Raw genomic sequence first — 18829 nt, forward strand, 5'->3', positions numbered from 1 at the left:
CTGATTATGTTGTTACGGATTGCGGTGGGAAGAGAAAATCTTCTCCACCTCCTCCCTGTCGTCGAAGTGATGTTTCACCCCCTTTATCTCCTGGTAGTCCTCATGTCCCTTACCGGCAATGAGCACCACATCACCCTCCTGCGCCAGGGCACAGGCGGTCTTGATCGCTTCACGCCGCTCCACGATGGTGAGCGCGGCCTGCCGCTGATCCTCGGTGAGTCCTTCAATCATGTCACGCAGGATATCTTCCGGTTCTTCGAACCGCGGGTTGTCGGAGGTGAGCAACACCTTGTCACTCCGTTCAGCAGCCTCACGTGCCATGATGGGTCGCTTGGTGCGATCGCGGTTGCCGCCGCACCCTACCACCGTGATGATCTGCCCCCTACTCCCCAGCACCTCGTGAATGGCATTCAACACATTGCTCAGCGCATCGGGGGTATGGGCATAGTCGACAATGGCGGTGAATCCCTTTGGGGAGGGGACTGTTTGAAAACGGCCTGCAACAGGTTGCAAGAGGGTGAGCTCACGCAAGACCTCCTCTTCAGGCAATCCCAACAGCAGCGCAGCACCATAAATAGCCAGCAGGTTGTACACGTTGAAGACCCCCACAAACTGCACCACCAGCTCCTTGCCGTTAATCTCGATATCGGTACCGTTAAAATGCTTCTCGAAAATGCGAGCCTTAAAATCGGCCATCCCTTTCACAGAGTAGCTTTTTTTGTCGGCACGACTGTTTTGCAGCATGACCGGGCCGTTTTTGTCGTCCAGGTTGGTGAGTGCAAAAGCATCCTCCGGCAGGTTGTCGAAGAAGAGCTTCTTCACGTTACGGTACTCCAACATATTCTTGTGATAATCAAGATGATCCTGCGTGAGATTGGTGAAGATACCGCCGGCAAAATGAAGGGCATCGACCCGTTTCTGATGGATGGCATGTGAGCTCACCTCCATGAAGGCAAACTCACATCCCGCATCCACCATGCGTCTTAGAAAGGCATTCAGGGTGAGCGGATCGGGGGTGGTGTGGGTGGTGGGATACTTTTCACCATCCACATAGTTGGCTACCGTTGAGATGAGTCCCGCGGCATACCCCCTGTTGCGGAAGAGCTGCCAGAGAAGGGTGGCGATGGTTGTCTTGCCGTTGGTGCCGGTCACTCCCACCAGCTTGAGCTGCCGTGAGGGATGACCATGCCAGGCAGCGGCAATGTGTGCCAATGCTACGGCACTGTTCTCCACCTGCACATAGGTCACTCGTGAAAAATACTCCTCGATCATCGGTTTGTCGTACACAACGACCAGGGCACCTTTTTCAATGGCTTTACCGATATAGGAATGACCATCGGTACAGATTCCCTCAACCGCAACGAAGAGTGCCCCCGGCTCCACCTGGCGTGAGTCGGAAGTGACGGTGGTGATCTCTGCCGCTTCGTTTCCGCGAAGGGAAAGGATTTTGCATGTTTCAATCAGTGAGGAGAGTCTCATATCTTCTGTTTATTTTAATGTGATTGCGATAGTCACCCCTTTTACCAGCCTGCTTCCGGGGGTGATGGATTGTGATACCACCCTGCCTGCACCACTGAGATACACCCTTAATCCTGCCTCTTCGAGAAGGTAGAGGGCATCACGGGCTCCCATGCCACGCACATCGGGTACCAGCGATCGGTTCAGTGGCAAGGGTTGTGGCAGATATGCGACACTGTCTTTCTTCACCTTCACCCACTCAGCCGATTCTTCCATTTCACCGGCCCGCAGTCCCAGGAGGGTAAGCAACTTGCGGTTTTGATCCCAGTTACCATGCTTCAGAGAGGGCTCCTTATGGAGCAACGAGTCCACGGGGCAATCATCCACAGTAAGCTGTACCTTTCGGATGTAGGTCTGTTCGGCAATGTTCTTGAAGACCATGCCCGCCATACCGCCACCTGAAGGAACACCCTTTGGTTTGCGTATCCCCACAAAGATGGTGTACATTGGTTCCTCGGCAGGGAAGTATCCGCAGAAGGAGACGTAGTAACCACCGTACCCGCCGCCGGATGCAATCTGTGCGGTGCCTGTCTTGCCGGCAACCTGGAAGTAGTCGGATGCAACAACCTTGGCTGTTCCCTCTTCAACCACACCTACCAGCATCTCATGAATTAGCTGCAGCGTGTTCGGTTTACATATCTTCGTGTTTACCACCTCTGCTTCTATCTTCTCAATCACCTTGCCATCTTTCACGAACTCCTTCGCGATAAATGGTTTGATCATTCTGCCGCCATTGGCAATGCCATTGTAGAACATCAGCATGTAGATGGGAGGCACCTGTGCCTCGTATCCGAATGACATCCAGGGGAGGGTGGTCTTCGACCAGTAGTTGCTCTTGTCGTCGGGGAAACGGATGGAGGAAGTACCTTCAATCCCCTTGAGAGGAACATCCCACTTCAACTGTTTCCGCAGGCCGATGCGATCGATCCCCTCCACAAACTTCTTCGGATTATCCTCATACCCTTTCAAAGCAATCTTGCTCATCACCACGTTCGAAGAAACGGCCAATCCCTCGGCAACAGTGAGATAACCACGATCCTGACCCCGTCGCCAATAATGGTCTCTTACCCATCGCCGGTTGTATTGGAACAACCCGTTGCCCACGTGAAATGAGTCAGTGGGGGTGATCACTCCATCGTCCAGTGCCACCATGGCGGTCACCGTTTTGAAGGTGGATCCCGGTTCATTCATGTAGGAAAATGCATTGGGGTTTCCTTCGGCATAGTTTCCGTTGCTCATGCGGTCGAGATTGGCAATCCCCTTGATTTCTCCCGTTTTCACCTCCATGATGATGGCGGTACCCGATTCGGCCTCAGTCTCTGTCAGCTTGTCCCTGAGGGCCCGCTCGGTGATATCCTGTATCTCGGCATCGAGGGTGGTGACGATGTCCCAGCCTGCTTCGGCAGGTTTCTCCACCACATCCATCCATTTGCCCTGTATCTTCTGGCGAAACTTCACCCCCTGAACACCACGCAAAAGCGAATCATATTTCAGTTCGAGACCGCTGGCTCCTCCTTTTTCAACATCCCTGAAGACGTTGCCCACGGTTCGTGTAGCCAGGTTGCCAAAGGGTTTCTTGCGCGCGTTCCGCTCTTCTGCAATCAGTCCGCTGCGGTTGGAGCGCTGATTCCAGAAGGGATAGGTACGCACCTCCTTGAGATCAACATAAGAGATGTCACCGCGCAGGATCTTCACGTAGCGCGACCGAATGGGCACCCGCTTGTCGATGCCCCTTTTCCGGTTCTCTTCTATCTGTCGCTGTTCCTCTTCGCGCATCTTCCAACCGTTGAGAATCACACTCTTGTATTGCGAGGCGGTGCGATCAGGAAATTTTTTCGCCAGTGCCAGGGAGAGCTCACCCACATACTTGTAAAGTGTATCTTTCTTCATCCCATCTGCCCAGAAATCCATGTATATGCTGTATAGCGGTTCGGTTGTAGCCAGTAGCCTGCCATCATGGGTATAGATGCTGCCTCTCTCCGGCAGGATCACCCGGTCGCGTATCACCGTCTCTTTCTCTCCCACCTCACGCCATCTCTTTCCTTCTGAGCTGAACGCAAGACGGCTTGCCGTGAAAAGTATCATCACGGCGAACAACAGCAGGAAGGAGACGATCAGGCCATAGCGTGCCAACGCCACTTTCTTTACTTTCTTGTTCTGTTCATTCTTCTCGTTCATTTTCATTATCGACTATTTTCCGAGATGATAGACCGGCTCATTGGTCACCTTCAAATCGAGTCCCGCCTCTTCCACACGACGCTCAATCTCTCCCTGACGGCTCGCTTCGGTAAGGGCGGAAGAGATGGTGAGTGATTCGTAGCGGGCATCTTTCAGCACACGTTCGAGACGTTCAATCTCAGACATCTTCTGCAACACCGTATAGCGATGGCTGATGAAGAGGAACATGATAAGCACGATAACCAGTATAAACCGCATGTTCCGGAGGAAGAAATTCTCAGTGAGAACACTTCCTCCAAAAACATGGACAAACGATTTGCGTATGTTATCGAACTTCACTTTCATTTTATATGGTTTAGGTCGTCAGCACCAATCTTCTTTGCAATCCTCAGCTTGGCACTTCTGGAGCGGGGATTAATCCGCTGTTCCTCTTCCGAGGGGACAATCACCTTGCGGTTCACCAGCTCAAAGGGAGTCTCTACGTTGCCGAAAAAATCTTTCACCAGCTTCCCCTCAAAATTACCGCTGCGGAAGAAATTCTTCACCATCCTGTCCTCAAGCGAGTGATAGGAGATCACGCTCATGCGACCACCGGGTTTCAACATCTCCAAGGAGCGTTGCAACATCTCGCCCAGGGCCTCCATCTCTCCGTTCACCTCTATGCGCAGCGCCTGAAATGCCTGGGCCAGCATCTTCTTCTCTTTGTCTCTGCCGGTGAAGGGTTGCAGGATGTCAAGCAACTGCCCTGTGGTAACAATCGGCGCAGATGCCCTGTATGACACAATTGCAGCTGCGATTGCTCTTGCATTCCTCAACTCCCCGTAGCGGTAGAAGAGATCGGCAAGTTTCTCGGAAGGGTAGTCGTTCAGGATATCAGCTGCACGTTTTCCCGCATCGCGGTTCATGCGCATATCCAGATCGCCCTCAAAGCGAAAAGAGAAACCCCGCTCCGAATCATCAAAATGGTGCGAGGAGACCCCGAGATCGGCCAGCACACCATCCACCTCATCAATACCGTAGTAACGAAGGAAATTTTTCAGAAAACGAAAATTACTCCTGACCAGCTGAAAGCGCGGGTCGTCAAGGGTGTTTCGTGCCGCATCCTCATCCTGGTCGAAGGCAATCAAACGACCATTGGGCCCCAAATGCTTCAATATCTCACGCGAATGCCCCCCACCTCCAAAAGTAACGTCAAGATAGACTCCCGAGGGTGCAATCTGCAATCCTTCGACGCTTTCGGCAAGCAGAGCCGGTATATGATATGCTTCACTCTCCTGCATGTTCGACTTCTACTCTATGATGTTAGCCATTCAAAAATCCAAAGTGTCCACAGGATGAGAAAACATCCTGCATTATCCGCGACACCCTTGTCAGGGTTTGTACTCCATCAGCTGCTGCAACCTCGATGCGAACTCTTCCGGCTCCACCAGGGGCTTCTCAAGCTTCTCTTTCGCCCAAAGTTCGATGGTCTCATCCACTCCGAGAAAACGAACGTCGGTATCGATAGATACCATTCGCAGGTAACGCTTCGGAATCAGCACCCGACCATTGGCATCCAGCTCCAGCTTTTCTGCATCCAGCACAAACTGCCGGAATAGTTGCTGCTGTTCGCGGTTCCATTTGTTGAGCCTGCTACGCAGTAGCTCCACCTCTTTCTCCCACACACTACCGGGATAGAGCACCAGGCAATCCTGAAAAATATCTTTCCGGAGCACCAGAAATTCCTCTCCCTCGCTCTGCAAACGCTTGCGAAAGATTGCCGGCACAAAGATCCTTCCCTTTGCATCGGCCCTGGCTTCCATATTTCCCAAAAACTGGATCAACACTGTGTAAATTTCAACTGCATAGCAGTTTGTTTGCGGTAAAAGTACAAAATTATCCACTTCTCCCCACATTTCCCCCCAATATTTTACAAAAAAGTTATCAACAACCTCAAAGCGCTACCTATCCATCTGTTTATCTTTACATTAACATTTTCCAAGTGCCAAATTCCGAGGAAACACAATTGGACAAGAGTGGCCACAGAAATCATTTTTTCTGACATGGTGATTCAATCTGTTTGGCGCAACCAAGTACATATTAAATGTAACACCACCCTCGTATCCCTGATATTTGCAGCCTATCTGCTTCTTTTTGGCAACTGTGTCTATATTCTAATCTTATTATACCCTTATACCCACTCCCATGATTTATGGAGTGGATATAAGGGTGCAATAAGGGTGCAATAAGGCTAGAGCTTTTCAGAACCCATGAAAGTCCTTGTTTCGTCCTGAAAAAGGTTTAAATAAAATGCACAAACAAAGCAAGGCTATGCAAACAAACCGCAACAATTCAAGGAGGAAAAGCTCTACCCAGTGGAGATCCTCTCCTCACAGCAATGGAAAAAAAGTTTTTTTAGCATGAGAGTTTACTGCTTAACCATATTTTTGTACATTTGCGACAAATTAGTAAGTAGCGAAATGCAATGAACCAACACAGTGCATTCAGGATTGATCTTGATAAGATTTTACGTGGCAAGGCCCCGAAACATTACAGGAAAATCCCCCGATTTTTGATCAGCTATCTCAAACGCATTGTCCACCAGGAGGATATCAACGGCATCCTGGAGCGAAACAGTGGCCTGGAGGGTGTTCCCTTTATGCATGCACTGGTAGAGAAAGAGTTCAACCTGACGTTGAAACTGAAAGGCGAAGAGAACATCCCTTCAGAAGGAAGATTTGTGTTTGCCTCCAACCACCCGTTGGGCGGCCTTGATGGTATTTGCCTCTCATCCGTGGTAGGAGATAAGTTCAACGGAAAAATCAAATATCTGGTCAATGATATCCTCTATTACATCGATCCGCTGAAACCTATTTTTGTCCCCATCAACAAGTACGGATCGCAAGCCAAAACATCGGCTAAAGCAATCAACGAAGCTTATGAATCTGACAACCAGGTAATCACATTCCCGGCGGGGCTCTGTTCCCGTAAAACAGGTGGTGAGATCATGGACCTGGAGTGGATGAAGAACTTCATCATCAAGGCGGTGGAGTTTCAACGGGATGTAATACCCGTTCACTTTGAGGGGAAGAATTCACGTTTCTTTTACAATCTGGCGAACCTGCGCAAGGCATCAGGCATCAAGTTCAATTTCGAGTTGGTCTATCTCCCCGATGAGATGTACAAGAACAGTAACCAAACGTTCACCATCACCTTTGGCAAACCCATACCCTGGCAAACGTTCGACAAAAGTAAAACAGCAGCCGAATGGGCACAGTTCGTTAAAGAGGAGGTCTATTCACTGAAGTGACCTCCGTTCATAAACATATAATTCAATATGGAAAAGATTATTGATCCGGTAAGCAAGGAACTGATTAAAAGCGAGCTGACCGTTCAGAAAAGGGTGAGAACGACCCACAAGGCGAACAACGAAATTTATGTCTTCACCGCCCACGACTCGCCCAACCTGATGCGTGAGGTGGGACGCCTGCGGGAGATCGCCTTCCGTCATTATGGTGGCGGCACAGGACTGGAAGCCGACATCGACAAGTATGACACGATGGAGGTCCCCTATCGCCAATTGATTGTCTGGGATCCGGAAAACGAGGAGATACTGGGTGGCTATCGCTTCATCTACGGTTCGGATGTGGAGTATGATGAAGAGGGCAAACCGATGCTGGCAACAGCTCACCTCTACAACTTCTCTCAGCAGTTTATCGATGAGTTCCTGCCCACCACGGTGGAGCTGGGTCGCTCTTTCGTATCGCTCGAATACCAGTCCACCCTTCTCGGCAGAAAAGGCATTTTCGCGCTCGACAACCTCTGGGATGGATTGGGAGCACTGACGGTGATTGACCCGGAAATTGAATATTTCTACGGCAAGGTAACCATGTACGGCACCTACAACAAGGATGCCCGCAACATGATCCTCTATTTCCTCAACAAACATTTCCCCGACAAGCTGAAGCTGGTAACCCCCATTGACCCACTGGTTACCGGAACCAACATCGAGAAGATGCAACAACTGTTTCACGGCAAGAGCTTCAAGGATGACTACAAGATACTGAACAAGGAGGTGCGGGCATTGGGTTACAACATCCCGCCGCTGATCAATGCTTACATGGGTCTCTCCCCCACGATGCGCTTCTTCGGTACCGCGATCAACGATGAATTCGGAGAGGTGGAGGAATCGGGGATCCTCATTCGCATCGACCAGATTCTGGAAGAGAAGAGGGCACGCCACATGGACACCTACATGAAGAGCAATCCCAGCAAACGTTTTCTGTTACGACTCAAACGGATGATCACTTCCAACAAAAGAAACAGGAAGATCGCTATCCCAAGTAAAAAGATTGAGAAAAAAGGAGGAAAACCAACAGAACATCCAATCAAAAAGTAAGCAGTAAGCAGATATTGACTGCTCTTTCATTAACACACATTCAGAAAATATTATCAATTTTTTACCGTGCTACAGAAGTAGGTAACTAATTGATAATATTTTTTTTATACCTGTAAAATGCAATCGATTGCATAGTCAATACAGGTTAATTATGCCTGTTTCGGTACCGTAACCCCTGAGAACCGATAACTTTGTATGGAGAGAACAGAAGATGTACGGATGAAAAATTAACCATTCATCTGTCAATTTTGTTATATATTTCGAGAATGAAGAGAGTATTAATCAGTTAATCTTATAACGTTAACAACATGTATCTAAAATTCAAAAAAAGTAGGAAAGCATTCCTGATGACTATCTTGTCGGGATTGCTGATGATTTTATCAGCCAATGCCCAAACCGGTACGCAGATAAATGTAAGTGGATCGGTTACGGACGTAAACGGTGAACCACTCATCGGGGTAAACATCCTGGTGGAGGGAACCTCTACGGGTACGGTGACCGACTACGACGGCAACTTCCAGTTGCGGGTACCCGCAGATGCAGTCCTGAACATCAGCTACATCGGCTATCGTCCGCAACAGATCGCCGTAAACAACAGTACAACCATTCAGATTGTACTTGTTGAAGACACCGAGCTGCTGGATGAACTGGTGGTAATCGGTTATGGTACTGTACGCAAGGATGATGCTACCGGATCGGTGGTGGCTGTCGATGCCACCAAACTGAACCGCGGTCTGGCCACCTCGCCTTCAGATCTGCTGGCCGGACAGGTTGCCGGTCTGAGCGTGGTCTCAGCCGGTGGTGCACCTGGATCCTCCTCGAGCATCCGCATTCGTGGCGGCTCCTCTATGTCGGCCAGCAACGACCCGCTGATCGTGATTGACGGCGTACCGGTGGACAACGCCACCGGCGTGAGCGGTATGGCCAACCCGTTGAGTACCATCAACTCGAACGACATCGAGACCTTCACCGTATTAAAGGATGCTTCCGCAACTGCCATCTACGGGTCGCGTGCTTCCAACGGTGTAATCATCATCACCACCAAGAAAGGTAAATCGGGAAAGTTACAAATGGCTTACAACGGCAATTTCTCCGTCAGCACCCGCACCGGCGCGGTGGATGTGATGGATGCACCCACCTTCCGCAACTACGTGGTCAACTCCTTCGGCGCTGACAGCCAACAGGCTGCAGCCCTTGGCAACAGTGAAACAAACTGGCAGGATCAGATCTTCCGTACCGCTGTCAGCACTGACCACAACATCAGCCTCTCCGGGAGTGCGGGCGAGAAACTGCCTTACCGCATTTCACTGGGTTACACCAACGAAAACGGTATCCTGAAAACATCCAACCTGGAAAGATACACCGGTAGCATAAACCTCTCCCCCAGCTTCCTCGACGGACAACTGAGGGTGCAGCTCAACGCTCGCGGGATGTACAACACCAACCGTTTCGCCGACCAGGGAGCCATCAACTCGGCCACCCAGTTTGATCCCACCATGCCGGTGTATGACACCACCGGATCACCTTACGGCAATGGCTACCATATGACGCTTAAAGCAGATGGTACCCCCATCGACATCGCACTGGCAAACCCACTCGCCATCCTGATGCAGAGACAAGACAACTCGAAGGTGATGCGCAGCATCGGTAACATGCAGGTGGACTACAACATGCCCTTCCTTGATGGACTGAGAGCCAATCTGAACGTTGGTTACGACATCTCCGACAGCAATGGTGATGTGATGGTGGAAGACAATTCACCCATGAGCTACACCTGGGGCAGCTACAAATCCGGTTGGGGTGAAAACAGCACCTACAGCCAGTACAAGTTAAACACCTTGTTGGACTTCTACCTCAACTACGTGAAGGAAGCAGGTGCACATCGCTTCGATGCGATGGGTGGATACTCATGGCAACGCTTTTACAATGAAACAGAGAACTTTTACCCCTACTCAGCTGCCATGGCTGCTGAAACGGGCAATGAATTCTACAGGGAAGGCAATGATTACTCCACCGAGAGTTACGTGATCTCTTTCTTCGGACGTCTGAACTACTCGCTGCTGGATCGCTACCTGCTCACCCTCACACTGCGTAACGACGGCTCGTCGCGTTTCAGTCCCGATAACAAGTGGGGTCTCTTCCCCTCTGCTGCCTTTGCATGGAAGATCATCAACGAACCCTTCATGGCTGACAGCGATGCAATGTCGGACCTCAAACTGCGACTGGGATACGGTGTGACAGGACAACAGAACCTGGGAAGCGGCGACTATCCCTGGATGGGCCGTTACAGCTACAGCCAGGCTGGTGCCAACTACTTCTTCGGAGACCAGATGATCCCGTTGATCCGCCCGCTGGCTTACGATGAGAACCTGAAGTGGGAGGAGACCACCACCTACAATGCCGGTCTCGACTATGGCTTCCTGAACAATCGTATCACCGGTGCCTTCGATGTGTACTACCGCAAGACCACCGACCTGCTTAACACCGTCGGGATTGCTGCCGGTACCAACTTCAGCAACCAGCTTCTCACCAACGTAGGCGAACTGGAGAACAAGGGTATCGAGTTCACCATCACCGGTCGTCCCATTGTCAGCAAGGACTGGAACTGGAACCTGAGCTACAACGTAACCCTCAACCAGAACAGGATCACCAAGCTGACCATCAACGACGACCCCAGCTACGTGGGTGTTCGTTTTGGCGGCATAGACGGAGGTACTGGTAACAACATTGCCATTCACGCCGTGAACTATCCGGCAGGCTCCTTCTATGTGTACGAACAGGTATACGACGAAGCAGGCAAACCGCTGGAGGGTGTCTTCGTAGATCAAAACGCAGACGGCTCCATCAACGAACAGGATATGATCCCCTGGAAGAATGCATCTCCCGATCTCTACATGGGCTTGTCCTCACAACTCTCTTACAAGAACTGGGACTTCAACTTCTCAGTACGTGGCAACATCGGCAACTACGCCTACAACAACATCCAGTCGAACCGTGAGTCGAAAAATACCACCTTCGACCCCTCGGGATGGCTCAAGAACAGGGTTAACAGTGCCACCTACACCAACTTCGATGCAGTGCACTATCAATCCAGCTACTACATTCAGGATGCTTCGTTCATGAAGGTAGACAATGTCTCCCTGGGGTACAACTTCACACACCTGCTGAACCACCAGCAGACGGGAAGGATCCACTTCACCGTTCAGAATCCATTGGTAGTGACCAATTACAGCGGTCTCGACCCTGAGTTCACCAACAACGGTATCGACAACAACATTTATCCACACCCCCGCGTCTTTATCCTGGGACTCAATCTTAATTTTTAACATCAGACAATTATGAAGACAGTAACATATAAAATACTAACATTCATCGCGATCATCCTGATGACCGGGGGGCTGGCCTCCTGTGTCGATGATCTGAATACCATTCCGCTGGATGAGGAGGAACTGGTCTCGGAAGTGGTCTTCGGCAGTGAGTTGGGGTCCTACCAGGAACTGCTGGCCAAGATATACGCCGGTTTGGCCGTCAGCGGCAACAGCGGCGGCGACGGCGACCCCGATGTGGCAGGTGTGGATGGCGGCAGCCAGGCATCCTTCCTCAGAGGACTCTGGAACCTTCAACAGCTACCCACCGACGAAGCACTTTGTGCATGGAACGACGTGGGTATCCCCGACCTGAACTACATCACCTGGACCTCCAGCAACGTGTTCATCAAGGGCTTCTACTATCGTCTCTACTACCAGATCAACCTTGCCAATGCCCTTCTCAGGGAGACATCTGAAGAGAAACTCTCCTCCCGTGGTGTGAGCCAGGCAGATCAGGATAAGATCAAGGCCTTCCGTGCGGAAGCACGCTTCCACAGGGCACTCGCCTACTACTACCTGCTCGACATGTTCCGCAATGTGCCCTTCGTAAACGAAGAGAGCCCGGTGGGCAGCACACTGCCCCCCCAGATCATGGCAGCCGACCTGTTCGACTACATTGAAAAGGAACTTACTGAATGCGAGTCCGATATGCTGGATCCGTTCGTCGGTTACAATGCAACCAACTATGGCAGGGCACACAAAGCCGCCAACTGGGCGCTCCTTTCCCGTCTCTACCTCAATGCAGAAACATATATCGGTGTGAAAAAATATACCGAGAGCATCACCAACAGCAAAAAGGTGATGGCTGTGAACTACCAGCTTGATCCTGTCTATGTAAACATCTTCAAGGCTGACAACCACAACTCACCTGAGATGATCTTTCCTGTACGTTATGATGGTTCAGACACACAAACATGGGGCGGGATGACCTTCCTGCTGAGTGCGATGGAACCCTCCGACCTGCAGGCCGAAGTGAATGCAGTGGGTGCCTGGCAGGGCAACCGTGCCACCAAGGCGATCCTCCATACCTTCGAACGGGAGTACCAACACGAAATGGACAGCCGTTTCTCGATGATACGCATCGACTTCACTGAGAATGTGGAGATCATAGACCCCTCGCTCTTCACCAACAACGGCATCCCCGTGGTGAAGTACTCCAACCGCAACAGCGACGGCACACTGCCCCCGAGCAACATCGCCTATACCGACTTCCCGCTCTTCCGCCTGGGTGAGATCTACCTCAACTATGCCGAGGCGGTACTCAGGGGGGGCACCGGTGGTGATGCAGCCACAGCGTTGCAACTCATGAACAACCTGCGCCAGCGTGGTTACAACGGCAGCAGCACTGCGACCCTTACCGCAGGTGAACTGACACTCGATTACATCCTGGACGAAAGGGGACGTGAGTTCTTTTATGAGGGACAGCGCCGTACCGACCTGATACGTTTTGGCAAACTCACCGGATCATCTTATCTATGGCCCTGGAAAGGCAACGTGCCAGAAGGACGTTCGGTAGACGATTACTTCAATGTCTACCCTATTCCGGCAGACGACCTGGGAGCCAACGAGAACCTGGTGCAAAACAGCGGATACGAATCTAGTAACGCCAATTAAATATCACACAGACAATGAAAAATATCATTCATATATTAGCAATACTGGCCGGTATCACACTGTTCTGGTCCTGCCAGGAAGATGAGAAAGTGGTTCTTCAGCAACCGGAGAGCTTTGTGCTCAACACGCCGAAATATGCTTCTGCCATCTATGACCTGAAGAATACCGAATCGATTGAGTTCACAACCTCTCAACCCGATTACGGCTTCACCGCTGCCGCCATCTATAGCGTGCAGGTAGCGTTGACCTCCGACTTTACAAATCCGGTGACGCTACCCGGCAGCTACACCACTGCAAAGTTTGCCATCAACGCAGCCGACCTTGCACTGGCACTTGTCGGGATGCATGGAGTGACCCTCGAAGAGGATTATCCCACCGATCCCCATCCCCTTTATGTGCGGCTGATCTCTAAGCTCAACGCAAAGAATGCTGGGGAGGTCTTCTCCAATGTGATCACCCTCCCACAGGTGAAGGGTTACTTTGCCCTCGACCCGATGGTGATGCCGGAAGAGATGTTTATCATCGGCAACGTGGCCGGCAACTGGAGCTGGGATGGTGCTACCGCGATGGTTCCCGTTTGGGGCTCTCCCGGCAAGTTCTGGGCGATGCAGTACCTGGGACAGACCGGTGACGGCGGCAATGCAGAGATCAAGTTCAATTTTGCCAAGGCATGGGATGGCAACGAGTTCGGCTACGGACAGGCAACAGTAAATGCCAATGGCACTGCTGATCCGGGAGCATCTGACTCCGGTGGCAACATCGGTATTGGCAATCCGGGATGGTACATCGTGGTGGTGACCACCGCCATCAATGGCCGTGACTATGAATTTGCCGTGGACTTCTATCCGCCGCATCTACACCTGCAGGGAAATGTTGCTTCCGGCAACTGGGGCACCACCGATGAAGCATATCGCTTTACGGTTCCGGCCCTCTCGCTGGGTGCCGATGCAGCCTTTGTTTCACCACCCTTCACCAACACTGGTGAGATACGTGCCAGCATCCAGCTGCCCGGTCACGAGTGGTGGCACACCGAATTTATCGTCTTAGACGGTGTATTCGCACCCCGCGGTGCAGGTGATGACCAGGAGCGTGTAACCGGCAATGCAGGTCAGAAGCTTCACATTAACTTCACCACCAATACAGGTAAGGTTGAATAAACAGGCAGAACCGGAAAACCTCTTTCAACAGAGGGAGGTTTTCCATAAAAATATTACACAAGATGAATAAAATAAAATACCTTTTTGCCACACTGCTTGCAATCACACTGTTGAATGCATGTGAGGATGTGTACGAACATGTGGCAGCCCCACCACAGGCCTATGAACAGGAAACGGAACAGAGTGTAAGCGGCTTCAATTTTGCCCTGGGTGCTGGTGTATCTGCGCCGATTGTCTTCACTGAAGAGATGCTGGCAGATGAGACGCCACTGGAAGCCATCAAGACAACTGCTACGCCCCAGCTTGCTGAGGGTGTGACAATGACCTTCATTCTGGAGGCATCCGATACAGAAGATTTCGCCCAGGTGGTGGAACTCACCTCTGTAAGTGACCAGAACAGTGCCTATGTTACGGCGGCCACGCTCAACGAAGCAGCCAAAAGCCTATACGGGAAAGCACCCGAAGCGAGAGACCTCTACCTGCGTGCAGCCTCTTTCATCAATGAGGGCAGCAGCACGGTAAGGGTTCCGGGCAATGTGGTACTGGGACCGGTGACCATTACCCCCGTGGGACCGGTGATCGAGACCGAGTATTATCTGATTGGCGACATCAACGGATGGAACATCGAGAATCTGGACGCATTCAAATTCAACCACAGCGGCAATGATGTCTACGAAGATCCCATCTTCACCATCCTGGTGAACAATGTGACAGGTTATTTCAAGATTGTACCCAAGTCGAGCAAAGATGCCGCCTCCTGGGATGGCGTACTCGGCAATCCTGTTGACGGTAACACTGCGCTGGAAGGGGATATCATCCTGGATGGAGCACAGGCGATGCGCGTCACTGAACCGGGATGGGTGAAAATCACCCTCAACATGATGGAATACACCTACACCATCGAGATCATCGGTGAGATGAACCTGACACTCTATGTGCCCGGTGGTCACCAGGGATGGGATCCGGCAAACGCCCCCACCCTCTACAGCAGCAACTTCGACTTTAAATATAGCGGTTATGTTTACTTTGCCGATGGCAACACCGAGTTCAAGTTCACTTCACAACCAAACTGGGACGGACCCAACTACGGTGATGGGGGCAATGGCACCCTCTCAGACGATGGCGGTGCCGGTAACCTGGTGGTGAGCGAAGCCGGTATGTACAAGATTGATGTAGACCTCACCGCGAACAGTTACACACTGACCAAAACGGAATGGGGACTTATTGGTGACGCTACTGATGGTAGTTGGGACAACTCCACACCGATGAGCTACGATCCTGTAACCGGTCTCTGGAGCGTGACCACAACCCTGAAAGATGGCACCTTCAAGTTCAGGGCCAACAACGCGTGGGACATCAACCTGGGAGGTGATCTGAACAACCTCAGTTATGGTGGTGACAATATCCAAGCCACTGCCGGCACCTACACCATTACACTCGATCTCTCCGATCCGGAAGCTTTTAAGGCGACTGTGGTGAGTGCTGTATAATATGCTAAAAAGCGCGGTCAGCCAACCGCGCTTTTTTTATCTTTTTCAAATCATCAGACACAATGAAAAGCTTTTACACCCTGATTCTCTCATCACTACTACTGCTCTCCTGCAGCCGTACCACCGAAGAGGTTAAAACCGATTCCACTTTCGCAAAAGGAGCCGATATCAGTTGGCTTCCACAAATGGAGGCGAGTGGTTACATCTTCCGCAACGACAAAGGAGAAGCGGAGGATTGTTTTAAGATCTTGAAAGATCACGGCATCAACGCCATCCGCCTACGCACCTGGGTCAACCCTTCAGACGATCCGCACAGCGGCCACTGCAGCACCGAAGAGACGGTTGAGATGGCCAAGCGTGCAAAGGAATGGGGCATGCGGGTGATGATCAACTTCCACTACAGCGACAGCTGGGCCGATCCGGGAAAACAACACAAGCCAAAAGCCTGGGAGGGGATGACGTTCGATGAACTGAAAAATACCCTTTATGATTACACGCAGGGTGTGATGAACGCCCTGAAGGAAGCGGGTGTGAGCCCGGAATGGGTGCAAATTGGCAACGAGATTCCCTCCGGTATGATCCACCCTGAAGGTCATACCGACAACTGGCCACAGCTGGTGCAGCTGATCAACCGGGGCTACGACGCCGTCAAGGAGGTGAGTCCCACCAGCAAGGTGATCCTGCACGTGGACCAGGGCAACAACAACGATCGTTTCCGCTGGTGGTTCGACAATGCCACCCAACTGGGTGCAAAGTATGATGTGATTGGCATGTCATTCTATCCCTACTGGTTGGAAAGTAAGCCCGATTACAGCGAGGTGATCGATGACCTTGGAAACAACCTGCAGGACATGACCTCCCGCTACGGCAAGGAGGTGATGGTAGTGGAAGTAGGGGGTGTTGACGTGCTGCCTGACAACACCTATGAGATGCTGCGCGCGGTGATCAACAAAGTGAAACAAGTCCCTTCTGAAAAGGGCCTCGGCGTCTTTTACTGGGAACCGCAGGGTGCTCGTACCTGGAGCCATTATGCACTGAGTGCCTGGGGTGATGACGGACGTCCCACCAAAGCGATGGATGCTTTCATCAATTGAACGCCTGTCCTTTCCGGTCGCGATACAAAAAACCGAAAGGAGCACTCAACTGTTATATCTAAAAGAACAAACATAAATATGAAACGAGCATGATAATTATTATCGCCCCGGTAAATGATTAAAGCGAGTTCCATATGATACCTTTGAAAATAAAAGTTTTAATCATATGAAAAAACATATCCTTCTTATTGTACTATTCTCTGTGTCGATCTTCATGGTACGCGGTGAGACACCCCGCGTGGAACCCTCCTTCTGGTGGAGCGGCATGGCGGAAACCGATCTGCAACTGATGGTGAGCGGTGACAACATCGCCGACTACGTTCCTGAAGTCACTTCAAAACATGTCACCATCAGGGAAGTGGTGACGTTGCAGAACCGTAATTACCTGCTGATTTACCTCGATCTCACCGAAGCTGTTCCGGAGACCTTCGACCTGGTCTTCACCAACGGCAAGAAAAAGATCAACGTACCCTATGAGCTGAAGGAACGCAACCCGGAACGGTTGTCGATCGAGAGCTTTGGCCCGTCGGATGTGCTCTACCTGATCATGCCCGACCGCTTTGCCAACGGCGATCCCACGAACGACCAGATACCGATGCGCACCGAATATAAGGTGGATCGCAACAATCCCAACGCCCGCCATGGCGGCGATCTCAAGGGGATCTCCGACCGCCTGGGATACCTCTACGACCTGGGAGTCACCGCCATCTGGCTCAACCCGGTGCTGGAGAATGACATGGAGGGTGGCTCCTACCACGGTTACGCCACCACCGACTACTACCGGGTGGATCCCCGCTTCGGTAGCAACGAGGAATACCGTCAGCTGATCAGCAACGCCCATGAGAAAGGGATGAAGGTGGTGATGGACATGATCTTCAACCATTGCGGCAGCGACCACCCCTGGCTGACAGAGGTGCCCTCACCCGACTGGTTCAACAACCTGGAGGAGTATGTGCAAACCTCTCATATGAAAGAGATGTACTTCGACCCCTATGCATCGGAGTATGACAAGAGCAAGATGGTGGATGGTTGGTTCGTACCCACCATGCCCGACCTGAACCAACGTAACCGCCATGTGGCGAAGTACCTTATCCAGAACAGCATCTGGTGGATCGAGTACTCCGGTGTGGATGGCATCCGACAGGATACCTATCCCTATGCCGACTATGAGATGATGGTCGACTGGCTCATGGCGGTGGAAAAGGAGTACCCCGACTACAACATCGTGGCGGAGGCATGGCTCAATAACCCCATTGGCACCGCTTTCTGGCAGGGCAACAGTCCCCTCAACCCCAACAACACCCATCTCAAATCGGTGATGGACTTCCGCTTCATGGGGCTATCGCACAGTGCTTTCTTCGAAGAGACCACCGAGTGGAACGGGGGACTGCACGGCATCTACGACCACATGACCTACGACTTTATCTATCCCGATATCTACAACGTGTTGCGCTTCCTCGACAACCACGACACCGACCGTTTCCTGAAGGAGTACCCGCAGGAGCTCTCCGGTTGGAAACAGGCGGTCACCTTCCTGCTCACCATGCCCGGCACACCGCAAATCTACTACGGCACGGAACTGTTGATGCATGGCAACAAAAGCAGGCATGATGGTTATGTCCGGCTTGATGTGCCCGGTGGTTGGCCCGGTGATGAAGTGGATCACTTCACCCGTACGGGACGCGATGCAATTCAGAACGAGGCGTTCGACTACCTCAGCAAGTTGCTCCACTGGCGGCAGGACAATGAGGTGATCGCCCGTGGTGGCATGAAACATTACGTGCTGCAGAAGGGGGTCTACCTCTACGAGCGCTTCCTGGGTGATGACAAAGTACTCGTTTTCATGAACGGAACATCGGGCGAAGTGACAGTAAACCTTGACCGTTATGCAGAGTCTATACAAGGGATGAGCAGTGCCAGGGATTTTCTTTCGGGCAAAACCATCACCCTGGGTGAGACGCTGACGCTTTCTCCCAAGGAGGTACTGTTGCTGCAATAAGCAACGATGATTGCATAATACATAACAAACCAT

The 18829-nt window shown here is 51.5% G+C and carries 13 protein-coding genes; 8 read left to right on the forward strand and 5 right to left on the reverse strand.

The annotated features are described in order from the left end of the window. Positions 1-12: 12 nt before the first annotated feature. From JS578_04350 to JS578_04370, 5 genes are all read right to left on the reverse strand, one after another. Entirely contained in the window at positions 13-1479 is a 1467-nt protein-coding gene (locus JS578_04350) for a UDP-N-acetylmuramoyl-L-alanyl-D-glutamate--2,6-diaminopimelate ligase (GenBank protein QRX64482.1), read from the reverse strand. 9 nt (positions 1480-1488) lie between these two features. Next, the gene (locus JS578_04355; protein QRX64916.1) at positions 1489-3696 is read right to left on the reverse strand and encodes a transpeptidase family protein; all 2208 of its coding nucleotides are present in this window, start codon (positions 3694-3696) and stop codon (positions 1489-1491) included. Positions 3697-3708: 12 nt separating this feature from the next. Continuing rightward, a complete protein-coding gene (locus JS578_04360; protein ID QRX64483.1) occupies positions 3709-4041 on the reverse strand; it encodes a hypothetical protein in 333 nt (110 codons plus the stop codon). Beyond that, on the reverse strand, positions 4038-4976 hold the full coding sequence (rsmH, locus tag JS578_04365; GenBank protein ID QRX64484.1) for a 16S rRNA (cytosine(1402)-N(4))-methyltransferase RsmH: 939 nt from the start codon (positions 4974-4976) through the stop codon (positions 4038-4040). Before rsmH ends, JS578_04360 begins: the two co-directional genes overlap by 4 nt. 90 nt (positions 4977-5066) lie before the next feature. After that, positions 5067-5519 carry a division/cell wall cluster transcriptional repressor MraZ gene (locus JS578_04370; GenBank protein ID QRX64485.1) on the reverse strand — a complete coding sequence of 151 codons (453 nt, stop codon included), beginning with the start codon at positions 5517-5519 and terminating at the stop codon, positions 5067-5069. 641 nt (positions 5520-6160) lie between these two features. Here JS578_04370 and JS578_04375 point away from each other — a divergent pair. The 8 genes from JS578_04375 (at position 6161) to JS578_04410 (ending at position 18796) form a co-directional block, all read left to right on the forward strand. Then, a complete protein-coding gene (locus JS578_04375) occupies positions 6161-6985 on the forward strand; it encodes a 1-acyl-sn-glycerol-3-phosphate acyltransferase (GenBank protein ID QRX64486.1) in 825 nt (274 codons plus the stop codon). A gap of 27 nt (positions 6986-7012) precedes the next feature. Then, positions 7013-8074, forward strand: coding sequence for a GNAT family N-acetyltransferase (locus JS578_04380; protein ID QRX64487.1), 1062 nt, complete (start codon positions 7013-7015; stop codon positions 8072-8074). A 308-nt stretch (positions 8075-8382) separates the two neighbouring features. Next, positions 8383-11400 carry a TonB-dependent receptor gene (locus JS578_04385; GenBank protein ID QRX64488.1) on the forward strand — a complete coding sequence of 1006 codons (3018 nt, stop codon included), beginning with the start codon at positions 8383-8385 and terminating at the stop codon, positions 11398-11400. Between the two features lie 12 nt (positions 11401-11412). Next, positions 11413-13056, forward strand: a complete 1644-nt coding sequence (locus JS578_04390; protein QRX64489.1) for a RagB/SusD family nutrient uptake outer membrane protein — start codon at positions 11413-11415, stop codon at positions 13054-13056. A gap of 14 nt (positions 13057-13070) precedes the next feature. Continuing rightward, on the forward strand, positions 13071-14213 hold the full coding sequence (locus JS578_04395; GenBank protein QRX64490.1) for a SusF/SusE family outer membrane protein: 1143 nt from the start codon (positions 13071-13073) through the stop codon (positions 14211-14213). 62 nt (positions 14214-14275) lie between these two features. Further along, positions 14276-15703, forward strand: a complete 1428-nt coding sequence (locus tag JS578_04400) for a DUF5115 domain-containing protein (protein QRX64491.1) — start codon at positions 14276-14278, stop codon at positions 15701-15703. Positions 15704-15765: 62 nt separating this feature from the next. Continuing rightward, on the forward strand, positions 15766-16797 hold the full coding sequence (locus JS578_04405; protein ID QRX64492.1) for a glycosyl hydrolase 53 family protein: 1032 nt from the start codon (positions 15766-15768) through the stop codon (positions 16795-16797). A gap of 166 nt (positions 16798-16963) precedes the next feature. Further along, the gene (locus JS578_04410) at positions 16964-18796 is read left to right on the forward strand and encodes a glycoside hydrolase family 13 protein (protein ID QRX64493.1); all 1833 of its coding nucleotides are present in this window, start codon (positions 16964-16966) and stop codon (positions 18794-18796) included. The last annotated feature ends 33 nt before the right edge of the window (positions 18797-18829 follow it).

It is taken from the genome of Dysgonomonadaceae bacterium zrk40 (assembly GCA_016916535.1).
Taxonomy (GTDB): domain Bacteria; phylum Bacteroidota; class Bacteroidia; order Bacteroidales; family Dysgonomonadaceae; genus Proteiniphilum.

Excerpts from the sequence above, each read along its gene's own strand:
- JS578_04350 (QRX64482.1), bottom strand. The coding sequence starts at position 1,479 with ATGAGACTCTCCTCACTGATTGAAACATGCAAAATCCTTTCCCTTCGC.
- JS578_04355 (QRX64916.1), bottom strand. The coding sequence starts at position 3,696 with ATGAACGAGAAGAATGAACAGAACAAGAAAGTAAAGAAAGTGGCGTTG.
- JS578_04360 (QRX64483.1), bottom strand. The coding sequence starts at position 4,041 with ATGAAAGTGAAGTTCGATAACATACGCAAATCGTTTGTCCATGTTTTT.
- rsmH (QRX64484.1), bottom strand. The coding sequence starts at position 4,976 with ATGCAGGAGAGTGAAGCATATCATATACCGGCTCTGCTTGCCGAAAGC.
- JS578_04375 (QRX64486.1), top strand. The coding sequence starts at position 6,161 with ATGAACCAACACAGTGCATTCAGGATTGATCTTGATAAGATTTTACGT.
- JS578_04380 (QRX64487.1), top strand. The coding sequence starts at position 7,013 with ATGGAAAAGATTATTGATCCGGTAAGCAAGGAACTGATTAAAAGCGAG.
- JS578_04385 (QRX64488.1), top strand. The coding sequence starts at position 8,383 with ATGTATCTAAAATTCAAAAAAAGTAGGAAAGCATTCCTGATGACTATC.
- JS578_04390 (QRX64489.1), top strand. The coding sequence starts at position 11,413 with ATGAAGACAGTAACATATAAAATACTAACATTCATCGCGATCATCCTG.
- JS578_04395 (QRX64490.1), top strand. The coding sequence starts at position 13,071 with ATGAAAAATATCATTCATATATTAGCAATACTGGCCGGTATCACACTG.
- JS578_04400 (QRX64491.1), top strand. The coding sequence starts at position 14,276 with ATGAATAAAATAAAATACCTTTTTGCCACACTGCTTGCAATCACACTG.
- JS578_04405 (QRX64492.1), top strand. The coding sequence starts at position 15,766 with ATGAAAAGCTTTTACACCCTGATTCTCTCATCACTACTACTGCTCTCC.
- JS578_04410 (QRX64493.1), top strand. The coding sequence starts at position 16,964 with ATGAAAAAACATATCCTTCTTATTGTACTATTCTCTGTGTCGATCTTC.